General features: G+C 72.2%; 15 protein-coding genes. 12 read left to right on the forward strand and 3 right to left on the reverse strand.

Annotated features, from left to right (window positions below; translation table 11 throughout):
* From ABD691_RS21690 to ABD691_RS21700, 3 genes are all read right to left on the reverse strand, one after another.
* Nucleotides 1-1,738: arylsulfatase (locus tag ABD691_RS21690; protein WP_344682528.1), on the reverse strand; the 1,738-nt coding region annotated here is incomplete at its 3' end.
* A 137-nt stretch (nt 1,739-1,875) separates the two neighbouring features.
* The gene (locus tag ABD691_RS21695; protein ID WP_344682530.1) at nt 1,876-2,232 is read right to left on the reverse strand and encodes a hypothetical protein; all 357 of its coding nucleotides are present in this window, start codon (nt 2,230-2,232) and stop codon (nt 1,876-1,878) included.
* A 41-nt stretch (nt 2,233-2,273) separates the two neighbouring features.
* On the reverse strand, nt 2,274-2,774 hold the full coding sequence (locus ABD691_RS21700) for a GNAT family N-acetyltransferase (protein ID WP_344682532.1): 501 nt from the start codon (nt 2,772-2,774) through the stop codon (nt 2,274-2,276).
* Between the two features lie 87 nt (nt 2,775-2,861).
* On the opposite strand from ABD691_RS21700, the gene ABD691_RS21705 reads away from it, so the two are divergent.
* The 12 genes from ABD691_RS21705 (at nt 2,862) to tyrS (ending at nt 16,389) form a co-directional block, all read left to right on the forward strand.
* The gene (locus tag ABD691_RS21705; RefSeq protein ID WP_344682534.1) at nt 2,862-5,804 is read left to right on the forward strand and encodes a tetratricopeptide repeat protein; all 2,943 of its coding nucleotides are present in this window, start codon (nt 2,862-2,864) and stop codon (nt 5,802-5,804) included.
* 176 nt (nt 5,805-5,980) lie between these two features.
* Nucleotides 5,981-7,000 carry an N-acetyl-gamma-glutamyl-phosphate reductase gene (gene argC / locus ABD691_RS21710; RefSeq protein ID WP_344682536.1) on the forward strand — a complete coding sequence of 340 codons (1,020 nt, stop codon included), beginning with the start codon at nt 5,981-5,983 and terminating at the stop codon, nt 6,998-7,000.
* On the forward strand, nt 6,997-7,407 hold the full coding sequence (locus ABD691_RS21715) for an ACT domain-containing protein (RefSeq protein WP_344682538.1): 411 nt from the start codon (nt 6,997-6,999) through the stop codon (nt 7,405-7,407). Before argC ends, ABD691_RS21715 begins: the two co-directional genes overlap by 4 nt.
* Nucleotides 7,408-7,465: 58 nt before the next feature.
* Nucleotides 7,466-8,623 (forward strand): bifunctional glutamate N-acetyltransferase/amino-acid acetyltransferase ArgJ, encoded by a 1,158-nt coding sequence (gene argJ / locus ABD691_RS21720; RefSeq protein ID WP_344682540.1) that lies wholly within the window; start codon nt 7,466-7,468, stop codon nt 8,621-8,623.
* Nucleotides 8,620-9,525 (forward strand): acetylglutamate kinase, encoded by a 906-nt coding sequence (gene argB, locus ABD691_RS21725; RefSeq protein ID WP_344682542.1) that lies wholly within the window; start codon nt 8,620-8,622, stop codon nt 9,523-9,525. Before argJ ends, argB begins: the two co-directional genes overlap by 4 nt.
* A complete protein-coding gene (locus ABD691_RS21730) occupies nt 9,525-10,703 on the forward strand; it encodes an acetylornithine transaminase (RefSeq protein WP_344682544.1) in 1,179 nt (392 codons plus the stop codon). Before argB ends, ABD691_RS21730 begins: the two co-directional genes overlap by 1 nt.
* A complete protein-coding gene (argF, locus tag ABD691_RS21735; protein WP_344682546.1) occupies nt 10,703-11,626 on the forward strand; it encodes an ornithine carbamoyltransferase in 924 nt (307 codons plus the stop codon). Before ABD691_RS21730 ends, argF begins: the two co-directional genes overlap by 1 nt.
* Nucleotides 11,623-12,138: an arginine repressor gene (locus ABD691_RS21740; RefSeq protein ID WP_344682548.1), complete on the forward strand. Its 516-nt coding sequence runs from the start codon at nt 11,623-11,625 to the stop codon at nt 12,136-12,138. The genes argF and ABD691_RS21740 overlap by 4 nt, the downstream gene beginning before the upstream one ends.
* On the forward strand, nt 12,131-12,919 hold the full coding sequence (locus ABD691_RS21745) for an argininosuccinate synthase domain-containing protein (protein WP_344682550.1): 789 nt from the start codon (nt 12,131-12,133) through the stop codon (nt 12,917-12,919). Before ABD691_RS21740 ends, ABD691_RS21745 begins: the two co-directional genes overlap by 8 nt.
* 94 nt (nt 12,920-13,013) lie before the next feature.
* The gene (argH, locus tag ABD691_RS21750) at nt 13,014-14,435 is read left to right on the forward strand and encodes an argininosuccinate lyase (protein WP_344682552.1); all 1,422 of its coding nucleotides are present in this window, start codon (nt 13,014-13,016) and stop codon (nt 14,433-14,435) included.
* Between the two features lie 22 nt (nt 14,436-14,457).
* Entirely contained in the window at nt 14,458-15,081 is a 624-nt protein-coding gene (locus ABD691_RS21755) for a DNA-3-methyladenine glycosylase (protein ID WP_344682554.1), read from the forward strand.
* Between the two features lie 33 nt (nt 15,082-15,114).
* On the forward strand, nt 15,115-16,389 hold the full coding sequence (tyrS, locus tag ABD691_RS21760) for a tyrosine--tRNA ligase (protein WP_344682556.1): 1,275 nt from the start codon (nt 15,115-15,117) through the stop codon (nt 16,387-16,389).
* The last annotated feature ends 310 nt before the right edge of the window (nt 16,390-16,699 follow it).

Genomic DNA, 16,699 nt, shown 5'->3' on the forward strand with positions numbered 1-16,699 from the left:
CCGAGCGCGGGCGGCCGTTTCGCTTGTCGGACTGGGAAATCCGCTCGTGGTGGCGCTGCCCGCGGAAGGTGTAGAGCGCGGACGCGGTGATCTCCCCGGCGCCGCCGGTGATCACCCAGCGGCCCGAGGCCGACTCGCCGGGTGCGAGGTCCGGCGGCGCGCCGTCGTCCAGCCGCCTGGCGGATCCACCGGACACCGACAGCTCCAGGCGGGCGTCGGCATAGCGGTCAGCGGATCCATTGTGGAGGGTCACGGAGACCTCGCCGCCGGAGCTGGTGATGCGCAGGCCGTGCGGTGTCCGGAGGTACGGGTCGACCCACGCCTTGTTCATCTCGGCGACGAGCTCGCCCGCGATGTCCGGGTGCCGACCGGCGAGGTCGTCGCGCTCCGAGACGTCGTCGCGGAGGTCGTAGAGCTCGACGTCCCACTGCTCGTCGGGCACGTCGTGCTCGCGCCCCGGCGCGAACCGGACCGCCTTCCAGTCGCCGCGCCGCAACGCCTCGGCGACGTTGCGGAGCCGCCCGGCGTCCTCGGCGTTCGCGCGCGGGGTGACTCCCGGTTCGCGGCGGTAGAAGTAGAGCGGCTGCTCGCGGGCGACCGCGTTGCCGGTGGTCAGCGTCTCGCGCAGGGAGATCCCGTCCAGGTCGGAGGGGACTGCCGCACCGGCGAAGTCGGCGAGCGTGGGCAGCAGGTCCCAGAACGCCCAGAGCTGGTCGGTGACCGTGCCCGCGGTCTCCGGCAGCAGCTTCGGCGACCACGCGAGCAATGGCGTCCGGATTCCACCTTCGTAGAGGTTGCGCTTGTAGCCGCGCAGCGGACCGCTGCCGCCGAAGCGTTGCGGGTCGAACGGCGGCCGTCCCTCTTCGTGCGCGCCGTTGTCGCTGGCGAACAGCACGATGGTGTTCTCGTCGAGCCCGTTTTCCCGGAGGGCTTCCAAGAGTCTGCCGACGTAGCCGTCGAGCCGGGTGATCTGGGCCGCGTGCGCCCGGTCGCCCTCCGGCCACGGGCGGTCCGAGTACGGCTCGTCGGTGGGCACGTCCTGCGGCGCGTGCGGGAGGTTCGGGGTGTAGAAGAGTAGGAACGGCCGGTTCCTGTTGTGCGCGACGAAATCCCCGGCCAGGTCGGCGAACAGGTCCGGTGCGAACACCTGCCGCGCGCCCCCGGCGTTCTCCTCGATGGCCACCTTCCGGTCGTCGTGCCAGAGGTGCTCGGGGTAGTACTGGTGCGCGTGGGAATGGGTGACGTAGCCGAAGAACTCGTCGAAACCGCGCTGGTGCGGGTAGCTGACGTCGCCGGCTTCCTCCGGGCCGAAGCCCCACTTGCCGATGACGGCGGTGCGGTAGCCGACGTTGCGCAGCGCCTGGCCGAACGTCACGTCGGCCTCGCCGAGCGATCCCTGCGGCCCGTTCTCCGGGTTCTGCCGGACGGTGCTGTGGCCGGTGTGCAGGCCGGTGAGCAGCGTGCACCGCGACGGCGCGCAGACGGGCGCGCCCGCGTAAGCCTGGGTGAAGCGAACCCCTTCCGCGGCGAGCCGGTCCAGGTTGGGGGTCCGGATCAGCTCCTGGCCGTAGCTTCCCAGTTCCCCGTAACCGAGGTCGTCGGCGAGGATCACGACGAAGTTCGGCTGTCTGCGCGGTTCGGCGGAGGCGGTCGGCGGTCCGATGGCGGCGGTCGCCGCGGCCATGCCGGAGAAGAACAGGAACTGCCGGCGGCTCGCGGACAGGCTCAGGTGCGGCACCCCGATCATGCTAGCCAGCTCGCCCGCCCTGCCAAGGCCGTTCCACTTGCTGGTCCGGCTGGCGGGAGGGACCGGGTGAACTCCCCGCGACGTCGGCGTGTGCGGTGATTCCGGAGAGCCGGTGCAGCCGCTCGGAGTCACTGCGGCAGCTTCACCTCGCGCGCCTTGGGTTTGTGGAGGGACCGGCGCTCGGCCTCGTCCTGGTGGTCGTGCGGTGAGTGGTCGTGGTTTTCCGCCTCCCGCCGCCCGTGTCCGTCACGAGGTGCGCACAGTTCGACACGTGGCGTGATCGGCGGGGCTTCGGTCTCGGCGGTCGCGCCGTTCGGCGGTGCGAGGATGGCCAGCACCACAGCCATGATGAGCAACGTACCTGCGGGGAAGTTCTTCAGACGCACAAGATCAGCCCTGTTGGTCGAGGAAGCACTGTCGCGATCGGCGTGGCCGGGCAATCCGGCCGATTTCCATTGTTGGCACCGGAATCCGGGGTCGTCCACGTGAAGCACCCGACGCCGGGCTGAGGACCGAAGGCCCTGGTTCACCGCCGGGACAGTGCCGGGCGCGCGGCGAACTCCTCGGCGGTCAGCCCCATCAGCACCAGCGGCCGGAGACCGGATTCCGGGTCGCGCAACCGCGCTTCCTCGCGGAAGCCGAGTTTCCGGTGCAGGCACAGGGAAGCGTGGTTGCAGCGGAAGATCCCGACCTCGCACTTGCGGTAGCGGCGCCTGGCGAACATGAAGTCGAGCAGCACGCCGATCGCGTCGTCGGCGTAGCCGCGGCGCTGGTGGGCGGGACCGATGCCGATGCCGTAGCCGAACCGGCCGGTGCGCGGGCTGGTCGGGGTGGTGCACACCGAGCCGACGAGGACGCCGTCGAACGTCTCGATCGCCAGCTGCAGGGCGTCGCCCTGCACGGGCGGGCAGGCGCGGTGCGCGGGCCAGTGCCGGTAGTCGACGGCATCGCCCCGGTCGAAGGCTGCCAGGCCGGGCCGGTCGGCGGGTACGACGCGGCGCAACCGCACCTTCCACCCCGACAACATGATCAACATTGAACCAACCGGGCTCCGGAGGCGGCGAAGGGGGCGGACCGGCCCACCGGGGCGTCCGGCCGTGGCAGCCTTGACCGCATGGATCGCGCACCGAGCTTCCAGGAGATCATCCGCGGCAAGCAGCGGGGTGACTTCGTGGGGCGGGAGCACCACCGCCACGCGTTCCGGGAGAACTTCCGGATGCCCGCCACGGACCGGAAGTTCGTGTTCTCGGTGCACGGCCAGGCCGGGATCGGCAAGACCTACCTGCTGCGGCAGCTGCGCGCGATCGCGCTGGAGGCCGAGGCGCTGGTCACCGCCACCGACGAGAACGAGCTCGACCTGGTCACCACGATGGTCGCGATCACCCGCCAGCTGGAGGCCCGGGGCGGCCGGTCCCGCCGGTTCACCCAGCGCTACGAGCAGTACCAGCGGCGGCAGGACGAACTGCTGATGGACCCCGAAGCGCCCTCGGCGGCCCGGGAACTGCTGACCTCGGCGACGGTGCGGATGACGGTCGGCGCGATGAAGGCGGTGCCCGGCCTCGGGCTGCTCGCCGAGGCGTTCACACCGGAGGACATCGCCGACCGGGTGGAGAAGGCGCGCGGTTTCCTGTCGCACAAGTTCAACAACCACGCCGACGTGCGGCTGGTGCTCTCGCCGGTGGAGGAGCTGACCCCGCTGCTGGTGGAGGACCTGCGGGAGCTGGCCCGGCACCGTCCGCTGGTGCTGATGTTCGACACCTTCGAGCGGACCTCGCAGGTGCTGGAGCAGTGGCTGCTGCGGATCTTCGGCGGCCACTACGGGGAACTGCCGTCGAACCTGACCTTCGTCTTCGTCGGGCAGCAGCCGCTGGACCGGAACCTGTGGGGCGAGTACTCGCTGGTCGTCGAGGACTGGCAGCTGGAGCCGTTCACCGAGGCCGAGGCGCGCAAGCTGCTGGAGCGCAGGGGAGTCCGCGACGACCGGGTGGCCGAGGTCGTCTTCGGCCTGTCCGGCGGACTTCCGCTGCTGGTCGCGATGCTCGCCGAACGCGGACCGCGGGATCCGGACGAGATCGGCGATCCCAGCGGCAGCGCGGTGGAGCGATTCCTGAAGTGGGAGCCGGATCCCCAGCACCGCAAGGACGCGCTGCTCGGCGCGCTCCCGCGCACGCTCGACGAGGACGTGCTCGCCGTGCTGGTCGGGCAGGACCGCGCGGCCGAGGTGCTGGAACGGCTGCGGACGCTGCCGTTCGTCTCCGACGAGCACGGCAGGCCGCAGTACCACCAGGTCGTCCGCGAGCAGATGGTCCGGCTGCAGCGCACCCGATCGCCGCAGCGCTTCGCCGAGCGGCACCAGGCGCTGGCCGAGCACTTCGGCTCCGTCGCGTCCAAAGTGGATCAGCCGTACTCCTGGACCGTCGACTGGGTGCGACCGACCAGTGAACAGCACTACCACCTGCTCTGCGCGGATCCGTTCGGCGGCCGTGCCGAGGTGCTGGAGGGCGCGGCCGAGGCGGCCAGGCGCGGCATCGGGCTCGCCCGCCGGTGGGCGGAGGTGATCGCCGCGGCGGGGCGCGACACCGACGTCGGCGACCTCCGCCGGTGGGGCGCGCGGCTCGGCGAGCTGGTCAGCGACGACTCCTCGCTGACCCGGTTCGCGAGCCTGATCGTCAACGAGGGCGGGCTGAAGGGCGACCGGCGGGTCACGGCGCTGCTGGCACGGGCGATCTGCCACATCGACGACGACGAACCCGACTCCGCGCTGGCGGACCTGGAAGCGGCGCTGGAGATCCGGCCGGACTCGGTCCCGTGCCGTTCGTGGCGCGGGACCGTGCACCGCATGCGGGGCGATTTCGCCGCGTCGATCGCGGACCTCACCTTCGCGCTGGAAGCCGAACCGGACCGGGACTTCGACCTGGCCGAGCGTGGGGTCAGCCGCCTGAGCAACGGCGACCTGGACGGGGCGCTGGCCGACCTTTCCGGTGCGCTGGAACGCGATCCGGAGAACACGTGGGCGATCTCGGCGCTCTGCTCGGTCCAGCGCAGCCGGGGCGAGCAGCAGGTCGCGCTCGAACTGATCGACCGCGCCATCGCGCAGGAACCCGACGACGCGTTCCTGCACGTCAAGCGCGGCTGGATCATCTCGGAGCAGGGCGATGCGCAGGGGGCGCTGGCGTGCTACGACCGCGCGATCGAGCTTGATCCCGAATTCGCCGAAGGCTGGTTGTGGCGCGGGGTCGAGCACAAGCGGATTGAGGCGCGGGAGAAGGCGCTGAGCGATCTCGGCCGGGCGCTCGAACTCGATCCGCGGCAGTCCTACGGCTACAGCCAGCGCGCCCACATCTGGCGGAGCGCGGGCGAATCCGGCAAGGCGATGGCCGATCTCGACGAGGCGATCCGGCTGGATCCCACCGACGACTGGGCGCTGTGCCGCCGCGCGGACCTGTGGCAGGAGCGCTGCGAGTGGGAGCGGGCCCGAGCCGATCTCGACGAGGCCATCAGGCTGGATCCCGAGTTCGCCGACTACTACTACCGCCGCACTCTGGTCCACCTCATGCTCGACGACCCCGCGCCCGCGCTGGCCGATGCGACCCGGGTCTGCGAGCTCGAACCGGAGGACCCGTACCACCACTTCGTGCTGGCCGACGCGATGTTCGCGGCGGGCGACCTCGACGGCGCGCTCGCACAGCTGGAGAATCCGATTTGCCTGGAGCACGACTCGGCCTGGCACCACCACGTCCGCGGGCTCGTGCGGCGCGCCAGGGGAGACGACGCGGACGTCGAGCCGTGCCTGCGCCTGGCGCTGGAGGCGGCGCGACGGGAATGCGCCGACCGGCCGGAGGAGGTCTGGCTCCAGACCAACCTGGTGGTGATCCACCTGGCCCTGGGCGAGTACGACGAAGCCCTCGGCCAGGCCCAGCGGGTGTTCCAGCAGCCCGTTCCGCTCCAGGCCCGCGCCGATTTCCGCCGCGATCTGCACCAGCTCCGCCGGGTGATGCCCGAGCACGCCGAGCGGATCGACGCGATCCTCGCTTGGCCGGGCGTGAGCGTTTCGTGATGCGAAGCCGGAAGAATCCCCTCGGCCGGGCTGGATCTCGACCGAACTCCCGCTGATCTTCGACGCCTCCTATGCGGACCGGCTCGCGCGGGCGCCTGGTGCGTGACCTCGGTGATCTGGCCACCACCCGGCGATCGCGTTTGATTGATGTTGCATCCTCGTGCATAATCATCCGCATGGTTCGGGTTGCTGTGGCGGGTGCCAGCGGCTACGCGGGCGGGGAACTTCTCCGCCTGCTGCTCTCGCACCCAGACGTCGAGATCGGTGCGCTGACCGCGGGCGGGAACGCGGGCAGCAGGCTGGGTGCGCAGCACCCGAACCTGCTGCCGCTGGCCGACCGCGTGCTGGGCGAGACCACGGTCGCCGAGCTCAGCGGGCACGACGTGGTCTTCCTGGCGCTGCCGCACGGCCACTCCGCGGAGATCGCCGCCGAGCTCGGCGACGACGCGGTGGTCATCGACTGCGGCGCCGACCACCGGCTCAACGACCCCACCGACTGGGCCCGCTGGTACGGCGGCGAACATCCGGGCACCTGGCCCTACGGCATCCCGGAGCTGCCCGGCGCCCGCGCCCGGCTCACCGGCGCCAAGCGCGTCGCCGTGCCCGGCTGCTTCCCGACGGTGTCCTCGCTGGCGCTCGTCCCCGCGCTCGCCGCGGGCCTGGTCGAGCCGGAAGCGGTCGTCGTCGCGGTCACCGGCACCTCCGGCGCGGGCCGCGCGCTCAAACCGCACCTGCTCTCCGCCGAGGTCATGGGCTCGGCCAGCGTCTACGGCGTGGGCGGCGCGCACCGGCACACCCCGGAGCTGGTCCAGAACCTGTCCGCCGCCGCGGGCGAACCGGTGAAGGTCTCCTTCACCCCGGTCCTCGCGCCGATGGCGCGCGGGATCCTCGCCACGTGCAGCGCCCCGCTGCGCGGCGACGCCGACGCGGTCCGCAAGGCCTACCTCGACGCCTACGCCGACGAGCCGTTCGTGCACGTGCTGCCCGAGGGTTCCTGGCCGCAGACCTCCGCCACGCTCGGCGCCAACACCGTGCACCTCCAGGTGACCGTGGACGCCGACGCCGGGCGGGTGGTCGCGGTCGGCGCCGTCGACAACCTGACCAAGGGCACCGCCGGCGGCGCGGTGCAGTGCATGAACCTCGCCGTGGGCCTGCCCGAGACCGCGGGCCTGCCGCTGGTGGGAGTGGCGCCGTGACCGGGTTCGCGCTGCGTCTGCACGCCGAACCGCTCGCGGTCGGCCTGGTCCCGGCGCACGTCAACATCGCCCTCACCGGCGGCACCGCGCCGATCCACGGCAGCCTGACGACCGCGGCGGGCCGGACGATCGTGTTCCCGCACCGCCTGGCCGACGAGGCCGGCCCGGACGTCCTGGTCGAGGGGCCGTTCCGGGCGCTGGAGGTCGAGGGCCCGCTCGGGTTCTCCCTGACCGGCGTGCTGACCAGCCTGCTGGTCCCGCTGGCCGAGGCCGACGTCAGCGTCTTCACCCTGTCGACCTTCGACACCGACTGGATTCTCGTCCCGGCCGATGCCGCCGGCGCCGCGGAGGCGGCGCTGACCGCCGCCGGGCACACCGTCCGGGCCGCGGACCCCGAAGGGGCCTGATGAGCCGCGCTTGTTCACCGGCCCGCCGGGGCCGGGACCCGCGAGATGAGGAGCAGCGATGAGCGTGACCGGACCCGCCGGTTTCCGGGCGGCCGGGGTGGCCGCCGGGATCAAGGCCAGCGGTGACCGCGACCTGGCCCTGGTCGTCAACGACGGACCGGGCCAGGCGGCCGCCGGGGTGTTCACCACCAACAAGGTCAAGGCAGCGCCGGTGCTGTGGTCCCGGCAGGTCCTCCAGGAGCGCCGCCTGCGCGCGGTCGTGCTCAACTCCGGTGGCGCCAACGCCTGCACCGGCCCGGAGGGCTTCCAGGACACCCACGCCACCGCCGAGAAGGTCGCCGAGGTGCTGGGCACCGGCGCGATCGAGGTCGCGGTCTGCTCCACCGGCCTGATCGGCGAGCGGCTGCCGATGGACGCGGTGCGCTCCGGCGTCGACGCGGCCGCGCGGGCGCTCGACGGCTCCGAGCAGGCAGCCACCGACGCCGCGCACGCGGTCCTGACCACCGACACCAAGGCCAAGCAGGCGACCGGGCAGGGCGAGGGCTGGTCCATCGGCGGCTTCGTCAAGGGCGCCGGGATGCTCGCGCCGAACCTGGCGACCATGCTCAGCGTGCTGACCACCGACGCGGTCATCGACGGCGAGAACCTGGACAAGGCCCTGCGCGCGGCCACCCGCGTCACCTTCGACCGCCTCGACGTCGACGGCGGCACCTCCACCAACGACACCGTGCTGGTGCTGGCCTCCGGGGCCTCCGGCGTCGAACCCTCGCTGGCGGAGTTCACCGCCCTGCTGACCTCGGTCAGCCAGGACCTGGTCCGCCAGCTGCAGGCCGACGCCGAAGGCGCGACCAAGGCGATCGACATCACCGTGCGCGGCGCCGCCAGCGAGGCCGACGCCGTCCACATCGGACGGATCATCGCGGAGGACAACCTGGTCAAGACCGCGCTGTTCGGCTCCGATCCGAACTGGGGCCGGATCGCCATGGCGCTGGGCCGGGCCGAGGCCGAGATCGACGTCGACAAGCTGGAGATCGCCACCAACGGCGTCACCCTGTTCGCCGGCGGGACGAAGGCCCGCGACCGCGCCGAGGCCGACCTGTCCGGCCGCGACATCGAGATCGTCGTGGACCTGCACCTCGGCGAGCACGAGGCGACCATCCTGACCACCGACCTGTCCCACGGCTACGTCGAAGAGAACAGCGCGTACTCCTCATGAACCCGGTAGAAGACCGGCTGGCCACCGCAGCCGAGAAGGCGGGCGTCCTGATCGAGGCGCTGCCGTGGCTCCAGCGCTTCCACGGCGCGACCGTGGTCGTCAAGTACGGCGGCAACGCCATGATCGACGACGAGCTCAAGGCCGCCTTCGCCCAGGACATGGTGTTCCTGCGGCTGGCGGGCCTGCACCCGGTCGTCGTGCACGGCGGCGGGCCGCAGATCACCGCCATGCTCGACCGGCTCGGCATGACCGGCGAGTTCCGCGGCGGGCTGCGGGTGACCTCCCCGGAGACCATGGACGTGGTGCGGATGGTCCTGGTCGGCCAGGTCGGCCGCGAGCTCGTCGGCCTGATCAACAAGCACGGCCCGTACGCGGTCGGCATGTCCGGCGAGGACGCCCAGCTGTTCACCGCCGAGCGCCGCACCGCCACGGTCGACGGCGAACCGGTCGACATCGGCCTGGTGGGCGACGTGGTGGCGGTCAACCCGGACGCGGTGCTCGACCTGATCAACGCCGGGCGCATCCCGGTCGTGTCGACCGTCGCCCCGGACGCCGACGGCGTGGTGCACAACGTCAACGCCGACACCGCCGCGGGCGCGCTCGCGGTCGCGCTCGGCGCGGAGAAGCTGGTCGTGCTCACCGACGTCGAGGGCCTGTACACGAACTGGCCGGACAGGTCCTCGCTGGTGTCCAGAGTGGACACCGACCGGCTGGCCGAACTGCTGCCGGGGCTGGCGTCCGGGATGGTCCCGAAGATGGAGGCGTGCCTGCGCGCGGTGCGCGGCGGCGTGCCCCGCGCGCACGTCATCGACGGGCGGCTCGCGCACTCGGTACTGCTGGAAGTGTTCACAAGCGCGGGCGTCGGCACCATGGTGCTGCCCGCCGGGACGGGGGAGAAGTGATGAGCGGCAACGCCGAAGGCGGCAAGCGCTGGCAGGCGTCCATGATGGACAACTACGGCACCCCGAAGCTGACCCTGGTCAGCGGCTCGGGCGCCGAGGTCACCGACGCCGACGGCCGCACCTACCTCGACCTGGTCGGCGGCATCGCGGTCAACGCGCTCGGCCACTGCCACCCGGCCGTGGTCTCGGCCGTCACCGAGCAGGCCACCACCCTGGGCCACGTCTCCAACTTCTACGCCCACGACCCCGGCCTGCGGCTGGCCGAACGGCTGCTCGACCTGGTCGGCTCGGCGGGCCGGGTGCTGTTCTGCAACTCCGGCGCGGAGGCCAACGAGGCCGCCTTCAAGATCGCCCGGCTGACCGGCCGCCCGAAGATCGTGGCCACCGACGGCGGTTTCCACGGCCGCACCATGGGCGCCCTGGCGCTGACCGGCCAGCCCGCCAAGCAGGCCCCGTTCGCGCCGCTGCCCCCGGGCGTCGAGCACGTGCCCTACGGCGACGTCGCGGCCCTGGAGTCGGTGGTCGACGACAACACCGCGGCCGTCGTGCTCGAACCGATCCAGGGCGAGAACGGCGTGGTCGTCCCGCCCGGCGGCTACCTGCGCGCGGCGCGGGAGATCGCCACCCGCAACGGCGCGCTGCTGGTCCTCGACGAGGTGCAGACCGGCATCGGACGCACCGGATCGTGGTTCGCCTTCCAGCGCACGGGCATCACCCCGGACGTGATCACGCTGGCCAAGGGCCTCGGCGGCGGCCTGCCGATCGGCGCCTGCATCGGCATCGGCGCGGCGGGCGACCTGCTGCACCCCGGCCAGCACGGCACCACCTTCGGCGGCAACCCGATCGTCTGCGCCGCCGCGCTCGCGGTGCTGCGCACCATCGACGAGGAGGGGCTGCTCGCCCACGTCGACCGGATCGGCGCGGAGCTCATCGCCGGGATCCGCGCGCTGAACCACCCGCTGGTCCGCGAGGTCCGCGGCGAGGGCCTGCTGATCGGCGTCGGGCTGGCCGAACCGGTCGCCGCAGGCGTGGCCGCCGCCGCGCTCGGCGCCGGCTACCTCGTCAACGCCGTCAAACCGGACGCGCTGCGGCTGTGCCCGCCGCTGGTGATCCGGCCCGACCAGGTCCAGCGCCTGCTGTCCGACCTGCCCGCCCTGCTTTCCGAGGGGACCAACTGATGCTGCGGCACTTCCTCCGCGACGACGACCTCAGCCCGGCCGAACAGGCCGAGATCCTCGATCTCGCCGACCGGCTCAAGACCGACCCGCTGGGCTCGGACGTGCTGGCGGGCCAGTCCGTCGCGGTGATCTTCGAGAAGAACTCCACCCGCACCCGGATGTCGTTCGAGGTCGGCATCCACCAGCTCGGCGGCCAGCCGCTGGTCGTCGACGGGCGCATGATGCAGCTCGGCCGCGAGGAGACCATCGAGGACACCTCCCGCGTGCTGTCCCGCTACGCCCACGCCGTGGTGTGGCGGACCTTCGCCCAGGCCCGCATCGACGCGATGGCCTCGGCCTCGTCGGTGCCGGTGGTCAACGCGCTCACCGACGAGTTCCACCCCTGCCAGGTCCTCGCCGACCTGCAGACGATCCGCGAGCGGCACGGCAGGCTCGCCGGGCTCACCCTGACCTACCTCGGCGACGGCGCCAACAACATGGCGCACTCGCTGCTGGTCGGCGGTGCCACCGCCGGGCTGCACGTCCGCGTCGGCGCCCCGGCCGGGTTCGCGCCGCTGCCCTGGGTGCTGGACGCGGCGCGGAAGCGGGCCGCCGAGACCGGCGGGTCGGTGGAGCTGTTCGACCAGCCGCAGGCGTCGGTCGAAGGCGCCGACGTGCTGGTCACCGACTCCTGGACCTCGATGGGCCAGGAGAACGACGGCAAGGACCGGGTCAGCCCGTTCCGCCCGTTCCAGATCAACGCCGGACTGCTCGCCGCGACCGGCAACACCGACGTCACCGTCCTGCACTGCCTGCCCGCGCACCGCGGCTGGGAGATCACCGACGAGGTGCTCGACGGCCCGGCCAGCGCGGTGTTCGACGAGGCCGAGAACCGCCTGCACGCGCAGAAGGCGCTGCTGTCCTGGCTGCTGGGGAAGCGATGACCACCCGGGTCGCGCGGCAGGCGCGCATCGTCGAGCTGGTGTCCTCGATGGGCATCCGCAGCCAGACCGAGCTGGCCAAGCTCCTCGCCGGCGACGGCATCGAGGTCACCCAGGCCACGCTGTCCCGGGACCTCGACGAGCTCGGCGCGGTCAAGCTGCGCGGCCCGGACGGCGGCGCCGCCGTCTACGTCATCCCCGAGGACGGCAGCCCGGTCCGCGGCGTGCAGGGCGGCACCTCCCGGCTGAGCAGGCTGCTCGGCGAGCTGCTGGTCAGCGCCGACGGCTCCGGGAACCTGACCGTCCTGCGCACCCCGCCGGGCGCGGCGCAGTTCCTGGCCAGCGCGATCGACCGGTCGGCGCTGCTGGAGGTGGTCGGGTCCATCGCCGGCGACGACACCGTCATGGTCATCGCCCGGGAACCGCTGACCGGCCTCGACCTCGCCCAGCGCTTCACCGCGATGGCGGCGGGGGAGCGGCAGGAGGAGCAGAACGGGGAACAGGACGTTGGCTGAGCGGGTGGTCTTCGCCTGCACCGCCGGAATTCAGCCGTGGCCCGGTTCCGTGGCCGCGATCGTCGACGTCGGCCAGGGCGAGGACGTGGAGGGCGAGCGGAGTCGGGCGCTGGAGTGCGGCGCGGCGGAGGCAGTCGTGGTCGACGCCCGCGACGAGTTCGCCGAGCGGTACTACCTGCCCGCGGTGCAGGCCGGTGCGCTCCACGCGGGCCCGCTGGTCCCGGCGCTGTCGCGACTGCTGATCGCCGAGCACCTCGCCGCGGCGGCCCGGACCCGCGGCGCCACCACCGTCGTGCACGGCTGGAGCGACCGCTTCACGGCCGTGATCGCCGCGCTGGCACCGGACCTGGAGGTCCTCGCCCGCGCGGCACGACCGATCGACCGGCGCGTCCACGTCCCGGACCCGGGCGACCCCGACGAGCTGATGATCACCTTCGACCGGGGCGTCCCGGTCGCCATCGACGGCGAGACCGTCACCGTCCTGCAGGCCGTCCGGGAGCTCAACCGCCGCTCCGGCGGCAGGCACCGCGCGATCTTCGAGGCCCCGGGCGCGCGGACGCTGAGCACCGCCCACCGGGAACTCGCCGACAACACCCTCGACCCGGACCTGGCCCGGTTCGGGCGAACCGTCGGCCGCCGCTGGCGCGAGCTGGTCCACGACGGCCGCTGGTCCGCACCGCTGAAGACCGCGCTGGACGCCTTCGTCGCCGACACCCAGCAGCACGTCACCGGCGAGATCCGGGTGCTGCTCAACGGCGAGCACGGCGCCAGGTGCGCCTGACCATCCCCTGATCGTGCGGGAAGGGCTGCTGGCAGATTGGCACCCAACCCGGAATCCCCCATTGACGACCCCTAGCGACGACGAGGAAGAAACCGTGACGCAGCAAGGAAGCGAGCCCACCAAGCTCTGGGGCGGTCGCTTCGCCTCCGGCCCGGCCGAGGCGATGGCGGCGCTGAGCCTGTCGACGCACTTCGACTGGCGCCTGGCGCCCTACGACATCGCGGGCTCGCGCGCCCACGCCCGCGTGCTGCACCGGGCCGGCCTGCTCACCGCCGACGAGCTCGACCGCATGCTCGCCGGTCTCGACGTGCTCGCCGCGGACGTCGAATCCGGCGCGTTCCAGCCGGTCATCGATGACGAGGACGTGCACACCGCCCTCGAACGCGGCCTGCTGGAGCGGGTCGGCCCCGAGCTGGGCGGCAAGCTCCGCGCGGGCCGCTCCCGCAACGACCAGGTCGCCACCCTGTTCCGGATGTGGCTGCGCGACGCGCTCCGCCGCGTCACGGCGGGCGTGCTCGACGTGGTCGACGCGCTCGTCGCACAGGCCACCGCGCACCCCGACGCGGTGCTGCCCGGCCGCACCCACCTCCAGCACGCGCAGCCGGTGCTGCTCGCGCACCACCTGCTCGCGCACTGCCAGGCGCTGCTGCGCGACGTCAGCCGCATCCGCGACTGGGACGCCCGCACCGCGTTCTCGCCCTACGGCTCCGGCGCCCTGGCGGGCTCCTCGCTCGGGCTCGACCCGCAGGCGGTCGCCGCCGAACTCGGCTTCGCCGGTGCGACCGACAACTCCATCGACGGCACCGCTTCGCGGGACTTCGCCGCCGAGGCGGCGTTCTGCCTCGCGATGCTCGGCGTCAACCTGTCGCGGGTCGCCGAGGAAGTGATCATCTGGAACACCGCCGAGTTCGGCTACGTCACCCTCGACGACGCCTGGGCCACCGGCAGCTCGATCATGCCGCAGAAGAAGAACCCGGACGTCGCCGAGCTCGCCCGCGGCAAGTCCGGCCGCCTGGTCGGCAACCTCACCGGCCTGCTGGCCACCCTCAAGGCCCAGCCGCTGGCCTACAACCGGGATCTCCAGGAGGACAAGGAACCGGTGTTCGACTCGGTCGAGCAGCTGGAGCTCCTGCTGCCCGCGATGGCCGGGATGCTGGGCACCCTGACCTTCCACACCGAGCGGCTCGCCGAGCTCGCGCCCGCCGGGTTCACCCTGGCCACCGACATCGCCGAGTGGCTGGTCCGCCAGGGCGTGCCGTTCCGCGTCGCGCACGAGGCGTCCGGGGAGTGCGTGCGCGCCGCCGAGTCCCGCGGCGTCGGCCTCGACGAGCTCACCGACTCCGAGTTCGCCGCCGTCCACCCGGCGCTGACCGCCGAGGTCCGCGAGGTGCTGACCGTGCCCGGCTCGATCGCCTCGCGCGACGCGCACGGCGGCACCGCCCCGGCCCGGGTCGCCGAGCAGCGCGACCGCGTCGTCGCCACGACGACCGACCATCGACGGTGGCTGTCGGCCTGATCCCGAGCGGTACTGTGCCCCCATGGCCCAGGTGACCCGCGACGAGCTCGCACACGATCCGCTGTGGGTGGCGCGCCACCTGCTCGGCTGCGAGCTGCGGTCGACCAGCCCGCAGGGCGACGTGCGGGTCCGCCTGGTCGAGGTCGAGGCGTACCGGGGCGGCGACGATCCCGCCTCGCACTGCTACCGCGGCCGGACCGAACGCAACGCCGTGATGTTCGGTCCGGCCGGGCACCTCTACGTGTACTTCGTCTACGGCATGCACTTCTGCATCAACGTGGTCTGCCTGACCGACGGCGTCCCCGGTGCGGTCCTGCTGCGGGCGGGGGAGATCACCACCGGCGCGGACCTCGCCCGCACGCGCAGGCCCGCGGTGCGCAAGGACGCGCAGCTGGCCAGCGGCCCGGCGCGGCTCGCGTCGGTGCTCGGCATCACCGGCGAGCACAACGGGATCGACCTGACCGCGCCCGACTCGCCGATCACCCTGCACAACGGCCACCCGGTCGACGAGGACGACGTCCGCACCGGACCGCGGGTCGGCGTGGCCACCGCGATGGACCTGCCGTGGCGGTCCTGGGTCGACGGTTCCCCGGCGGTGAGCGCCTACCGGCGCGGAGGCCGGCGGCGACCCCGGGACCGGGCGTGATGCCGGTTGCGGCCATGCGCGAAACTTGGGCGCGTGAGTGAGCACATCCTTGACGAGCTGTCCTGGCGCGGCCTGATCGCGCAGTCCACCGATCTCGACACCCTCCGGTCCGAGCTCGACGCCGGTCCGCTCACTCTGTACGCGGGCTTCGACCCCACCGGCCCGAGCCTGCACGCCGGTCACCTGATCCCGATCCTGACCCTGCGGCGCTTCCAGCAGGCAGGCCACCGGCCGGTGGTCCTGGCCGGGGGTGCGACCGGGCTGATCGGCGACCCGCGCGACGTCGGCGAGCGCAACCTGCACGACGCCGACACCGTCGTGGAGTGGACCGAGCGGATCCGCCGCCAGCTCTCGGCGTTCGTCGACTTCGACGACTCGCCGACCGGCGCGGTGATGGAGAACAACGCGAACTGGACCGCCGACCTGTCGGTCACCGAGTTCCTGCGCGACATCGGCAAGCACTTCTCGATCAACACGATGATCGCCCGCGAGACGGTGCGCAGGCGCCTGGAGACCGACGGCATCTCCTACACCGAGTTCAGCTACATGCTCCTGCAGGCCAACGACTACGTGCAGCTGCACCGCAAGTACGGCACCCGCCTCCAGCTCGGCGGCTCCGACCAGTGGGGCAACATCATCGCCGGCGTCGACCTGGTCCGGAAGCAGGAGGGCGCCGCGGCGCACGCGCTGACGCTGCCGCTGGTCACCGACTCCGAAGGCCGCAAGTTCGGCAAGTCCACCGGCGGCGGCAACGTCTGGCTCGACCCGGACATGACCTCGCCGTACGCCTGGTACCAGTACTTCGTCAACGCCGCCGACGCCGACGTCGTCAAGTACCTCCGGCTGTTCACCTTCCTGCCGAAGGAGGAGATCGACGAGCTGGAGACGACGACGGCCGAGCGCCCGCAGCTGCGCGCGGCGCAGAAGAAGCTGGCCGAGGAGCTGACGAACCTGGTGCACGGGGAGCGGCAGACCCGGCAGGTGATCACGGCGAGCCAGGCGCTGTTCGGCCGCGGCGAGCTCGCCGAGCTCGACGAGCCGACCCTGGAGGCGGCCATGTCGGAGGTCCCGACCGGGGAGGTCCGGCTCTCCGACGAGCCGACGATCGTCGAGCTGCTGGTCGAGACCGGTCTGGTCGCGGGTCGCGGAGCGGCCCGCCGGGCGGTCAACGAGGGCGGCGCGTACGTCAACAACGCCAAAATCGCTGATGAGACGTGGTCCCCTTCGAAGGAGGACCTGTTGCACGGCCGTTGGTTGGTAGTTCGTCGTGGCAAGCGTCACACTGCGGGTGTCAAAGTGGTGTACTAGCCTGGGAGCAGCGCCGGAAACGGTCATTGACCTGCGGCTTTGGCCGGGTCGGATCGGTTCGGGCGCTGCTTCGAGCCGATTTGACTCCACGTTCATCGGCGCGTAAATTACTTCATGTCAGCGCGACACGGGCCGGGAAAAACTGGAACGAGCGCTGGCGACCAAAGCTTCTGGATTGATAACTCAATGCGGTGCTCGTTGGTGAGTACGGGGTGCGGGACGGAAACGGACCCCCCTGAAAACGCCGGAAACGGGGCTGCTAGAGTTATCGACATAAGCGAGAGGAAATGCTCCCCGGAGCTTTGCGGCC

The organism is Saccharopolyspora taberi, assembly GCF_039534165.1.
Classification (GTDB): Bacteria; Actinomycetota; Actinomycetes; order Mycobacteriales; family Pseudonocardiaceae; genus Saccharopolyspora_D; species Saccharopolyspora_D taberi.